Origin of the sequence: Microbulbifer sp. TYP-18, from assembly GCF_040932045.1 — a bacterium.
Classification (GTDB): domain Bacteria; phylum Pseudomonadota; class Gammaproteobacteria; order Pseudomonadales; family Cellvibrionaceae; genus Microbulbifer.
The window spans coordinates 44,334-57,321 of the sequence record NZ_JBFRBC010000005.1 but is presented as its reverse complement, the minus strand read 5'-3'; the positions used below and the strand labels follow the sequence as shown (position 1 = coordinate 57,321).

Here is a 12,988-nt window from a genome sequence, read left to right as displayed (position 1 = left end):
AGGAACCCCATGGCGGAACTCAGCACTCTGGCCCGGCCCTATGCCAAAGCCGCGTTTGCCAGCGCCAGTGAAGCCTCCGACCTGAAGGGTTGGAGTGCGGGTCTGGCGACGGCGGCGGCGGTCAGCCAAAGCCACAAGGTTGGCGAACTGTTGGACAATCCACAGCTTACCAGCGAAGCGCGCGCAGACAGTTTTCTGTCTGTCTGTGGCGACAAACTCAGCGAACCCGGCAAGCGCTTCATTCGGCTGCTGGCGGAGAATCACCGCCTGCGGCTGCTGCCGGAAATTTCCTCCCTGTTTGAGGAGCTGAAGGCACAGGCGGAAGCCACCCTGGATGTGGAAGTGGTGTCTGCGCACCCGCTGAGTGAAGCACAGGCACAGCGGCTAACCCGGGCTCTGGGCGAGAAGTTTGCACGGGAAGTGCACCTGCGCAGTTCAGTGGACGAGAGTCTGCTGGGGGGCGCGGTCATCCGCGCCGGTGACACAGTAATCGACGGCACTCTACGCGGTCGTCTGACCAAACTCGCCGAGGCGATGAACTCCTAAATTGCTTTCCCGGACGGCGCATGCCGCTGCCCGGGAGTTTGAGGAACAGAGCATGCAGCAACTGAATCCCTCTGAGATCAGTGAAATTATCAAGAGCCGCATCGACAGTCTCGATGTGAGCACCCAGGCCCAAAATGAGGGCACCATTGTTTCCGTATCGGACGGCATCATCCGTATCCACGGCCTGGCCGAAGCGATGTACGGCGAAATGATCGAGTTCCAGGGCGGTGTCTACGGCATGGCGCTGAACCTGGAGCGGGACTCCGTCGGCGCGGTTATCCTGGGCGACTACAAGTCCCTGGCGGAAGGCCAGAGCTGCCGCTGTACCGGGCGTATCCTGGAGGCGCCGGTCGGTCCGGAACTGCTGGGCCGGGTGGTGGATGCACTGGGCAACCCGATCGATGGCAAGGGGCCTTTGAACAACAAGCTGACCGACGCGGTAGAAAAGGTGGCGCCCGGCGTTATCGCCCGTCAGTCTGTGGATCAGCCGGTGCAAACCGGTCTGAAAGCCGTGGATACCATGATTCCCATCGGCCGCGGCCAGCGCGAGCTGATCATCGGCGACCGCCAGATCGGCAAGACCGCCGTTGCCATCGATGCCATCATCAACCAGAAAGGCACCGGCATTAAGTGTATCTACGTCGCTGTCGGACAGAAGCAATCCTCGATTGCCAACGTGGTGCGCAAGCTGGAAGAGCACGGCGCCATGGAGCACACCATTGTGGTTGCCGCCGGCGCCGCCGATCCGGCCGCCATGCAGTTTCTGGCTCCCTATGTGGGCTGCACCATGGGCGAGTACTTCCGCGACCGCGGCGAGGATGCCCTGATCATCTACGATGATCTCACCAAGCAGGCCTGGGCCTACCGGCAGATTTCCCTGTTGCTGAAGCGCCCGCCGGGTCGGGAAGCCTACCCGGGTGACGTTTTTTACCTGCACTCCCGTCTGCTGGAGCGGGCCGCCCGGGTCAACGCCGAGTATGTGGAAAACTTCACCAAGGGGGAGGTGAAAGGCAAAACCGGCTCTCTGACTGCCCTGCCGATCATCGAAACCCAGGCCGGTGACGTTTCCGCGTTTGTACCCACCAACGTGATTTCCATCACCGATGGCCAGATCTTCCTGGAAACCGATCTGTTCAACTCCGGTATCCGCCCGGCAATCAACCCGGGTATCTCCGTGTCCCGTGTGGGTGGTGCGGCGCAGACCAAGGTCATCAAAAAACTGTCCGGCGGCATTCGTACCGCTCTGGCCCAGTATCGCGAACTGGCGGCCTTCTCCCAGTTCGCCTCGGATCTGGACGAGGCCACCAAGGCCCAGCTGGATCACGGCCAGCGGGTGACCGAGCTGATGAAACAGAAGCAATACTCGCCCATGTCTATCGCCGATATGGCTGTTTCCGTGTACGCCGCCGACAAGGGTTACCTGAAAGATGTGGACGTAGCCAAAGTGCTGGATTTCGAGTCCGCCCTGCTCGCCTACATGAACAGCGAACACGCAGAGCTGATGGCAAAAGTGAACAGCAGTGGCGACTACAACGATGAAATCGAAGCCGGCTTCCGGGCTGCTGTCGAGAAGTTCATCGCCACCGGCAGTTGGTAAACACGACTAACGGTACGGCGTGTCTCCATAAAGACCGCCGTGCCCCGGCAGGGTAATCAACTATGGCAGGCGGAAAAGAAGTACGCACAAAAATTGCCAGCATCAAGAGCACGCAGAAAATCACCTCCGCGATGGAAATGGTTGCTGCCAGCAAGATGCGCAGAGCTCAGGACCGCATGGCACTGGGGCGCCCCTATGCCCAGCGCATTCGCGCAGTCATCGGCCACGTGGCCAACGCCTCGGCGGAATACCAGCATATCTATCTGCAGGAGCGTGAGGCCAAGCGGGTGGGTTACATTCTCGTATCCACCGATCGCGGCCTCTGTGGCGGTCTCAACATCAATATGTTCAAGGCCGCCATCCGCGATATGCAGGCCTGGTCTGAACAGGGTGTGGATGTGGAGATTTGCGCGGTGGGCAACAAGGCCGCCGGATTCTTCAACGCTATCGGCGGCAAAGTGGTGGCTGCACTTCGGGATGTCGGTGATCAGCCCCAGGCAAACAAACTGATCGGCTCGGTGAAGGTCATGATGGACCGTTTCGCCGCCGGTGAGATAGATCGCCTGTTCCTGGTATCCAATGAGTTCGTCAACACCATGTCGCAGAAGCCGCGGGTCGAGCAGCTGCTGCCGCTGCCCAGGGACGAGAGCGAACAGCTCAAGCACGAGTGGGACTATCTCTACGAGCCGGGCCCGGTTGAACTGCTGGACGGACTCCTGGCGCGTTACATTGAGTCCCAGGTCTACCAGGCGGTTGTGGAAAACAAGGCCTGCGAACAGGCCGCGCGCATGATTGCGATGAAAAGCGCCACCGACAATGCCGGTGAACTGATCGACGCACTGCAACTTGTGTACAACAAGGCGCGCCAGGCCGCTATCACCCAGGAACTGTCCGAGATTGTCGGCGGAGCCGCCGCGGTTTAAGAGCGGCCGAAAGAATTTTGATTTGAGGATGCGTAAATGAGTAACGGGCAAATTGTGCAAGTAATCGGAGCGGTTATCGACGTGGAGTTCCCGCGCGATTCTGTGCCGAACGTATACGATGCGCTGGTGTGTGAGGACAAGGATCTCACCATGGAAGTGCAGCAGCAGTTGGGTGACGGCGTGGTTCGCGCCATTGCCATGGGCTCTTCTGAAGGGGTGCGCCGCGGCCTGGCAGTGACCAACACCGGTGCCCCTGTGTCTGTACCTGTGGGCCACGAGACCCTGGGACGCATTATGGACGTGCTCGGCAACCCCATCGATGAGTGCGGCCCTATCGGAGAAAAGGAACGCGCTTCCATCCACCGCCCTGCCCCCACCTATGAAGAGCAGTCCAGCTCCACTGAACTGCTGGAGACCGGCATCAAGGTCATCGACCTGGTGTGCCCCTTCGCCAAGGGCGGCAAGGTAGGCCTGTTCGGCGGCGCCGGTGTGGGCAAGACCGTCAATATGATGGAACTGATCAACAATATCGCCACCGAGCACTCCGGCCTGTCCGTCTTCGCCGGTGTCGGTGAGCGCACCCGCGAGGGCAACGACTTCTACCACGAGATGCAGGAAGCCGGCGTGGTCAACGTGGAGGAATTCTCCAAGTCCAAGGTGGCGATGGTCTATGGGCAGATGAATGAGCCGCCCGGCAACCGCCTGCGCGTGGCACTCACCGGTCTCACCATGGCGGAAAAATTCCGTGACGAAGGCCGCGACGTACTCCTGTTCGTGGACAATATCTACCGTTACACCCTGGCCGGTACTGAAGTGTCCGCACTGCTGGGCCGTATGCCTTCTGCAGTGGGATACCAGCCCACCCTGGCGGAGGAAATGGGGGTTCTGCAGGAGCGTATCACCTCCACCAAGACCGGCTCCATCACCTCTATCCAGGCGGTCTACGTGCCCGCGGACGACCTCACCGACCCCTCGCCGGCCACTACCTTCGCGCATCTGGACTCCACTGTGGTACTGAGTCGCGATATCGCCGCCAAGGGTATCTACCCGGCCGTGGATCCCCTCGACTCCACCTCCCGCCAGCTGGACCCACTGGTAATCGGACAGGAGCACTACGAAGTGGCCCGCGGCGTGCAGTCAGTGCTGCAGCGTTACAAGGAGCTCAAGGACATTATCGCCATCCTGGGGATGGACGAGCTGTCCGAAGAGGACAAGCAGATAGTGGCGCGCGCGCGCAAGATCGAGCGCTTCCTGTCCCAGCCGTTCCATGTCGCCGAGGTATTTACCGGTGCCCCGGGCAAGTATGTGTCCCTGAAGGAAACCATCCGCGGCTTCCGCGGTATTCTCAACGGCGACTATGACCATATGCCAGAGCAGGCTTTCTATATGGTCGGCACCATCGACGAGGCGGTGGAGAAAGCTGAAAAAGCCAAGTAAGCGCAAAGGCCCGCCAGCGATGCTCCGCCCAGGCGGGTCTTTCGAGCCAACTACCACAAAATGAGGTAGCCTAGATGGCTATGACTGTACATTGCGACATTGTAAGCGCTGAGGAATCCCTCTTCTCCGGACTGGTGGAGATGGTGGTCGTAAGCGGTGTCGAGGGCGAGCTGGGCATCTCCTACGGGCACGCCCAGCTGCTGACCATGCTCAAGCCGGGACCGGTGCGCATCATCAAGCAGGGTGGCGAAGAGGAAGTCCTTTTTGTCAGCGGTGGCTACGCAGAGGTGCAGCCGAATATGGTCACCATCCTCGCCGACGTCGCCGAGCGCGAGATCGATGAGCAGGCCGCACAGAAAGCCCGCGAAGAGGCGGCACACGCCCTGCACCAGGCACCGGCAGAAGTGGACTATGCACGGATCTCCGCCCAGCTGGCGGAGGCCGAAGCGCGGCTCCGCACCCTGCAGGCCATCCGCAAGGCCGCCGGCAAGTAAGCCATAATTTTCCCGGTGATGGATTGAATCGCCAGGTGGTAAAAAAGCAGCTTCGGCTGCTTTTTTATTGCACTTAATTTATTAACCGGGCATTCCAATGCAGGATTTCTCATCGACTGGATTGCCATCCCGAAAGGCTGCCCAATTAAGTGGAGTTGATTGCTTTTCACAGCCCGGGGTAGCGATCCAGACCGGAAACCGGCTGCGACACTCCGAGCATTTACACGTTTGATTTGCCCCCCGAACACTCATATTCGAGACGGCGGCCTGCAAGCCCCGGCTAATCAACCTTCAATGTAATCCCCTGCTCTAATTTCACCACCCCTCACCTTACCTTCTGGTCGAATTGCGAATAGAGAAATTCGCGACACAAATTTAAAAATAACACTCTGAAAAGTAATCCGCGCCATTTTGTCAACCCATTATTCAGGTTGTTTTGTCTTTAGGCGTCAAATAATAGTCCCATAAGCGTCACAAAAGTTTTAGAGAGGAGGTTGAAAGGTACCTCTATCACAAAACAAATAAACCAAAGGGGTTGGTGAAAATGATCAGGAAAAAATCAGATAACGACGCAACACTACCGTTTTTGACGAGTGTATCCACAGCGGTGCTTGTGGCGGTGCTCAGTCCATGGGCCTTGTCCCAGGAGACAGAAGGAACCGCGTTAAGTGAAGAGGAGGTGACCGCTGAATCGCAGGGATCGACGGGGGCCGGCACTATACAGGATGGTGATATAGAACAAGTGGTGGTCACAGGTTCCAGGCTGAGGCGCGATACTTTCTCCAGCATTGCGCCGCTTCAGATCATTGATGCGGAGGGGGCCCGGGAGGCCGGAGCCATAGACACCTCCACGATTTTACAATCCAGTGGCGTCGCCACTGGCCAGCAGATAGACCTGACTTTTGCCGGCTTTGTGCTGGATAACGGCCCTGGCGCATCCACGGTAGATCTGCGTGGTCTCGGTGCCGGGCGCACTCTGGTGTTACTGGATGGGCGCCGCTTGGCGCCGGCCGGCGTGGAGGGTGCGCCGGTTGCGCCGGATCTCAACCTCATACCGGCGTCATTGGTACAACAGTACGACCTGCTTCTGGACGGCGCTTCTTCGGTATATGGCTCCGACGCGGTGGCGGGCGTGGTAAATGTGATCCTGAAAAAGGATTTCGAAGGTGTGGATTTCGAGGTGTTTAGTGTTAAGCCGCACCAAAGTGCGGGGGAAGAAAACACTCTCAGTTTTAGTTGGGGTGAGAACTTCGATCGCGGTTTTATCGGAATGGGGCTGGAGTATTTTCGCGCTAATGCAGTGACTTTGGCCGACCGCGAGTGGACTGACGGCTGTAGTGTCAACCGTGAAATCGGCACCGATGGCAGAATCTATACCGACGAGGCCTTCGATAGGGAGGTCTATGGTATGGAGACCGGCGGTTGCGGGCGCGGGCTACTGGCTGGAAGGGTGATAGTGCCGACGGTAATTGGAGGTAGTATCTACTCCACACCCGGCAGCAGCAATGGTGGCTGGCCGGGCTTCTCCGAGAGCAACTTCTCGAGCGCGTTTGGCGTGGACGGCGATGGCGACGGGGTCACCGATATCAATTTTCACGACTACGATCTTAACGGCCGGGATCTGTTTTCCCATCTGCTGCCGGAGCGGGAGCGCGGCAGCTTTATGGCCTATGGGGAGTATACTTTCGATGGTGAATTCAACCTGACCCCCTTCTTTGAAACCCTCTACGCCAAGCGCGAGAATTTTATCGATTCCGGACCGCCCCAGCTGTTCCCTTGGGTGCCGGCGGACAACCCCTTCAGCATCTGCAACCCGGATGGGGTGCGGGGCGTCGACTGTGGCCTAGCCTGGGATGCGTTGATGACCAACCCGAATTTTGTTGCCCAGTATGTGGACGCATACGGTGTCACTCCGGAAGAAGACGGCCAATTGGTCGGCGCCGTGGGGCCGCTCCGCATACGGCCGGTAGTGGCGGTACAGGGTGATCGCAATCGGACGAATGTGGAGGTTGCGCAGCTGAGGTTTGTGACTGGCCTCCGCGGTGACCTGCCGATGCTGAACGTGGGCACTCTGTCTGACTGGTCCTTTGAGCTTGCGGCTTCTTTGACCAAGTCGGACGGCAAAGCCAGCCGTATTGGTATTCGCGAAGACCGTCTGGATCAGTCGCTGGAAACCACTATCGAGGACCCGGACAACCCCGGCAATTTTATCTGCACACCCCTGCCTGGCGAGAGCACCTGCGTACCGGTGGATATGTTTGCCGATTCTCTCTACCAGGGGATTCTCGGTGATTTTGCCACCCAGGCAGAGCGGGATTATTTGTTCGATAGCCGGGACTTTGATACCCGCTACTACCAGACGATTTTCAGCGCCTACGCGAGCGGCAAGGTACTGACCCTGCCCGCCGGGGATGTGATCCTCGGTTTGGGCCTGGAACATCGGAATGACCGCATCAAGTCCCTGCCGGACGATATAGCGCGGGATGGCCTGTTTTTTGGTTTCTTTTCCGATGGTGGCGCCACCGGCAACAAGGATACCAGTGAAGCCTATGTGGAGATAGAGGTTCCAGTACTGGCGGGCAGGTTTTTGGCTGAGGAGTTAAAAACCAACGTGTCTGCCCGCTATACCAAAGATGAGCTTTACGGCGGCGCCTGGACCAATACCACCAAGCTGGCCTATCGCCCGGTAGATTCATTGCTGTTGCGCTCTACCTATGGCACCTCCTACCGCGCACCGAATCTGCGGGAAAATTTTCTGCGAAACCAGACCGGCTTTGGTGGGGTCTTCGATCCCTGTTTAATTCCAGATAGAGCGCTGGATCCGCGTACGGGAGGCTATATACCTGAACTGGACAACCGAGCGGACTATGTATTGGCAAATTGTCGCGCCAGCGGAGTTGACCCCACCAGCTTTGAAAACAGCGGTTTTAACACATATAGCGTAGAAGTGGGGGAAGGGGGAAGTCTCGACCTGGAAGAGGAAACCTCCGAATCCTTTACCGTCGGCTTTTCCTATGAGCAGCCGTTTTTTGATGATTTTAATCTGACATTTGGCATGACCTACTATGATATAGAGATTGAAAACTCCATTATCGAGCCTTCGGCCCAATTCCTGATTAATGACTGTTATAACGATGTGCAAGGAACCAGTGCTTTCTGCTCCCAGCTGGTGCGTGGTGCTGATGGCTTCCTTGACTTCATTGATGCGGCATTTGTTAACCGCGACAGTGAAATCGCACGGGGCATAGACTACAACCTGCGCTATGAACAACCGGTTACGCTGTTTGGTGCGCCTCTGGATCTGTCCGCCAATTTGATCTTTAACCGGGTTCTGGAGCGTACCCTCACCTATATCGATGATGAAGGGGTAGCGGATATCGACCGATTTACCGGTACATTTGGCTTTCCTCGCTGGCAGGGGCGCGGTGAATTCCGGGTGGAATACGATAACTATCGCTTTACTTGGACTTCCCGATATATCGGTAATGTAGAGCAGGATGACATTGATATCGACGAGTTCAACGATATTTTCGATAGCGCCGATACAGGAGAGCCTTCCGATAGCTGTGTGGGTCCTGCAGAAGGCGGGGTTGACTGCCGGGATATAGGATTTGCCGACGACTATGTGGTTCACTCGGTCTCGCTGTATTATTACGGTGACAACTGGACCGCGGGTTTGGGCCTGAATAATGTGTTCGAAAAGGAACCGCCCCAGGTGGATGGCAATGAGATACTGGCCGTCAACAATACCCCTATCGGCTATGGCTATGACTTGCAGGGGCGCACTCTATTCCTGAACCTGCAAAGAAACTTTTAGTTGACAACAAGTACTGAAGAGCCCGCTTTTGCGGGCTTTTTCGCTAGTTTCTATCGATGGTTGTGATAAACGTCTGGTTTGATTGAGAAAGGATTATGCAACTAGGAAGATACTTTCTGCTGACAGTTGGGGCGTTGCTTGGCTTTACAGCTTTAGCTATGGAGGACAAGCCCTATCCACTGGATTACTGGGCCCTGCGCCATGTGATCAGCAATGTGGCGATTTCCCCCGATGGCAACCATGTCGCCCTGATGAAAATACCCACCAAGGATGGAGACCCGATTATTGAAGTCTATCGGACCGATAAACTCGATGGGGAACCCTACCGAATCAACTCGGATCCCATGGAGATCCAGCAATTCTTCTGGGTGGGCAATGATGTATTGGGGATGCGTTTACGACAAAAGGTACGTGATAAGATAGAGGGTTTTAACCAGGGGGTCTACGAATATTTGCTGGCATCGGTGGATATCAAGCGACAGAAACTAAAAAAGTACGATCAACTTGGTGCGGAAATAGAGAATGTACTGCCGGGCAAAAAAAACCGTATCGTGTTCTCTTATCTCCCCGGCGGTGAAAAAAGCAAACTCAAGGCCGCTTTCCGGCCCCGCACCTACTATGAGTTAAATGTAAAGACGGGGACCAAAAAGCTGTTGCTGCGCGGCAAGCTGGATATGGGACAAATGGAGTTTGACGGCGACGGCGATCCCTGGCTGGCGCGCGGCTTTGATATCGGCGAGGGCGAGTTCGTCTGGTACCAGCGCCTGACGGACCCGGCCAGGTGGAATGAGTTTTATCGCCAGAGCGAAGACTCCTTCGAGACCTTCACGGTATCGGGTTTCGATACCGAGGACCCGTCGATTTTGTTTGTAGTGGCCCACAATGGTGATGACAAGGCGGGTCTGTGGGAATTCGATCTCGATTCCAACAGCTTTGGCGAACTTGTATACCGGCGCGGCGATGTGGATGTATCCGGGGTGCGCTTTCACAGCAACGATTGGCAGCACGCGGACAGTGTAGTCGGTGTGGTTTACCAGGCGGGGAATGTGGAAGTTGAATACTTTGACGAAGTGGAAATGGCGACCCAACAACAGTTGGAACAGGTGGTTCCCAACGCCCACTATGTGCGAATCAACAGCCGCTCCCGGGATGGCAAAAGCCTCACCATCTACAATGTCGGACCCCGGGATCCGGGTACCTATTACCTGCTTCACAGTGGCAAGCTGACCAAACTCGGCAGTCGCCAGCCATTGCTGGAGGCGGACCGGCTGGCGGATGTGCGCTATATCAAATATAAAGCCAGAGACGGCCGCACTATACCCGCCTATATGACTATCCCCAACGGCAAGCCGCCATTCCCGGCCATAGTGATGCCCCATGGGGGCCCTTTTGTGTCTGAACTGGCCCTGTACGACGAATGGGCGCAGATGCTAGCCAACAATGGCTACCTGGTGTTGCAGCCCCAGTATCGTGGCTCCCGCGGCCTGGGTTTGGAGCACTACCAGTCGGCCTTTATGGACGGCGGCCAGGGCGGCAAAAAGATGCAGGATGATAAAGACGACGGTATGCTGTACCTGGTAGACCAGGGTTGGGCTGATCCGGAGAGGTTGGCGATCTTTGGCTGGTCCTACGGTGGCTATGCTGCGCTTGTTGCCGCGAGCAGGGAAGCACAGATTTACCAGTGTGCCATTGCCGGTGCGGCCGTATCCGATAACCAAATGCAGGTCAATTACTATCGCTCGCGGCTACGCGGCGCGGGCAAGATAGAACAGCTGCGCATGTGGGATGACAGCCTGTCCCCCCTGGAGGAGGTGACCAAGGTCAATATACCCATTTTGCTGATACACGGGGATGTGGATCAGAGAGTGCCCCCGGAGCATGCGGAGAAATACCGTCAGGCCCTGGCGAAATCCAACAAGTCGTTTGAATATGTGGAACTGGAGGGGGCGGACCACTTCAGCAACACTCTTTTCTACCGCCATCAAAAAAACCTGTATGAGTCGATGATTGCCTATCTCAAGGGCAGTTGTGGTCCCGACGGACTTTAGAAGTCACCCGGCGGCCAGATAAGTTGCCGGATGAATGGGCACCAGGCAGCCTCATGGGCCCACTAAAGGTCAAGCTGAGCGGGAAGCGGCGGACGCCGCTTCCCGCTCAGCTATTTGACAGCTACCAGGGGGCTGGTAAAAACCCTGCAAAGGAAAATCTTCCCCTACTATTCCGCCCCTTCAGTTGGTATTTGAAACAGTGCCCCCAGGTTAATGGAGCCGTGTTCCGCTGGATCCTGGGGATTATTGGTGCCGGGATTGCCGGGGTTCAGGTTGGAGGCGGTGTCGTCCGGGGGAAACAGCACCAGTGTTTGCAGGAATTCGCGCAATTGTGCCTGCTGGTCCTCCGACAGTCCCACATAGGCGTTTCTGGCCAGCTCCGCTTCACCCCCGTGGCGCCTGATAACCTGGTCCAGGTTGATACTGCGGCCATCATGCCCGTAGGGTGCGGTGGAACCAACGCCCCACAGGGGCTCGGTTACAAAATGGGTTACCTTGGTGCCATCGTATTCCCGCTCGTGGAAGGCCGGGCCGAGATCGTGCCGCTTTAAATCGGAGAAAAAGTTTTCCACCACAAAGGGATTCTCCTCCGGCAGTAGCAGGGGATAGAGGTCGCCGTCATCCACCTGAAAAAACCTGGTGCTTGCGGTGGAGAACAAACTGTTAAAAATGCCCTGGAAGGGGTCGTACTGGGTTTCCACATCGGCCACACGCCGGTCGGCGTCGACGGTGAGTTGTCGTGTATGGCAGCCGGTACAGCCTATATCGTCCATCAGCTGGCTGCCGGCCTGGGTTCTGGCGCTGGTCTTGTACTGGCCGGGTTTGAAGTAATTCAGCAGGTAGAACTCCATATGATCCAGCAGTGCGGCGTCTACCTCGTTGGTTTTGCCATCGCCGTCCGGGTCGGCACCGGTACTGCAGGTTGGGGGTCTCTCAAAAGTGTCTGCGGCGGGATCGTACAGGAAGCCAGACGGACTGAGCATGACCTGGGGATTCGCCGGGTCGGTGACGGCGCAAAGGATCGGGTCCACCGTCTGCATACCCATTTCATCGTTGAAGGCGCCGACAATAAACTCACGCATGGATACGGTGCCGCCCTGGGCAAAGAAGGGGCGGATACGCAGATCGTCGTTGACTCCTACTACACCACTGGTGTCCACACTGCCATCCGCGAAGGCGGTGATGGAGCCGAACTCCACACTTTTCGCCAATAGATCCTTGGTAACGGTGCCGGGGCCGCTGGCGGGGATAGATACCGTTGCCCGGCCATAGCTAATAAAAGTGACTTCGTCATTAAAGGTCTTCTTATTATTGGAGCCACCCAGCACCACCGTATGCTGTCCTGCGGACAGGGTGCGGCTTAGTGATCTGCTTGTGATGCCGGTATTCATGTCCCCGCCGCCATTGCCATTTCCGCTGAAGGAAGCGAGTACCGTCTGCTGTCCGTCAATGGCGATAATTGCGTTGGAGACCTCATCGCTTTCATATTCGGACGACTGGATCAATCGAAAGTCAAAGTCAAAGACCACCTCAGCGGCGGCGGTCAGAGTAAAGGTGGTGGACCAACCACCCGACATACCCGTCACGAACGCATCGTCGATACCGCCCAAGACGGTAACCGCGCGTGTATCGGTGCCGTCGACGGACAGCTGACCGGAACTATATCCAGGTTGGTTGGTGCCAAACGGGTCATCCACGAACTGGAAGCCGTCGGTGCCCCCCTCGAAGTCTGCTTCGACAAAGGTCTCTCCAGGCACGCCGTTGACGGCTTCGTCGATTGCCATGGCTCTTATAGCGCGCAATTCGGCGGTCATTTCATCGGCCAATTGCTCCATAAGTCCAAGTCCAAACAGATGTGGGGCATCGCGGCTGTCCGGCCTGGTGGCCACGTCGCCGCCAAATCCGGCGGCTCCTCTGGGTCTGCCGTGGCAGGCGGCACAGCTGTCGGCCAGCCCGGCGCCCAGTGCCCGCATCTGGGTGACGTCGCCGTTCGATGCCGGGTTGACGCGTGGCCCGATGCCTTCCGCGATGGAGAATTTGCGCTGAAACAGCTGACGCCCCCGCCTGATCGAGCGGGCGGGATCGCGTTTGATCAAATATATGGATGACCCTGGGATATCGACGGC

8 protein-coding genes are annotated in these 12,988 nt (G+C 57.2%); 7 read left to right on the top strand and 1 reads right to left on the bottom strand.

The features are described from left to right. Positions 1-9: 9 nt before the first annotated feature. From ABVT36_RS06830 to ABVT36_RS06800, 7 genes are all read left to right on the top strand, one after another. Positions 10-546, top strand: coding sequence for a F0F1 ATP synthase subunit delta (locus ABVT36_RS06830; RefSeq protein WP_367150950.1), 537 nt, complete (start codon positions 10-12; stop codon positions 544-546). A 52-nt stretch (positions 547-598) separates the two neighbouring features. Beyond that, entirely contained in the window at positions 599-2,143 is a 1,545-nt protein-coding gene (atpA, locus tag ABVT36_RS06825) for a F0F1 ATP synthase subunit alpha (RefSeq protein ID WP_367150951.1), read from the top strand. 62 nt (positions 2,144-2,205) lie between these two features. Then, entirely contained in the window at positions 2,206-3,066 is an 861-nt protein-coding gene (gene atpG, locus ABVT36_RS06820) for a F0F1 ATP synthase subunit gamma (RefSeq protein WP_368455889.1), read from the top strand. Between the two features lie 36 nt (positions 3,067-3,102). Next, the gene (gene atpD / locus ABVT36_RS06815) at positions 3,103-4,503 is read left to right on the top strand and encodes a F0F1 ATP synthase subunit beta (RefSeq protein WP_367150953.1); all 1,401 of its coding nucleotides are present in this window, start codon (positions 3,103-3,105) and stop codon (positions 4,501-4,503) included. Between the two features lie 74 nt (positions 4,504-4,577). Continuing rightward, a complete protein-coding gene (locus tag ABVT36_RS06810; protein ID WP_367150954.1) occupies positions 4,578-4,997 on the top strand; it encodes a F0F1 ATP synthase subunit epsilon in 420 nt (139 codons plus the stop codon). 544 nt (positions 4,998-5,541) lie between these two features. Continuing rightward, complete coding sequence (locus ABVT36_RS06805) at positions 5,542-8,814, top strand: TonB-dependent receptor (RefSeq protein WP_368455888.1); 3,273 nt, start codon at positions 5,542-5,544, stop codon at positions 8,812-8,814. A 95-nt stretch (positions 8,815-8,909) separates the two neighbouring features. Further along, the gene (locus ABVT36_RS06800; protein WP_368455887.1) at positions 8,910-10,862 is read left to right on the top strand and encodes an alpha/beta hydrolase family protein; all 1,953 of its coding nucleotides are present in this window, start codon (positions 8,910-8,912) and stop codon (positions 10,860-10,862) included. Between the two features lie 167 nt (positions 10,863-11,029). Here ABVT36_RS06800 and ABVT36_RS06795 read toward each other — a convergent pair whose 3' ends face one another. Continuing rightward, a complete protein-coding gene (locus ABVT36_RS06795) occupies positions 11,030-12,958 on the bottom strand; it encodes a di-heme oxidoredictase family protein (protein WP_368455885.1) in 1,929 nt (642 codons plus the stop codon). Between the last annotated feature and the right edge of the window lie 30 nt (positions 12,959-12,988).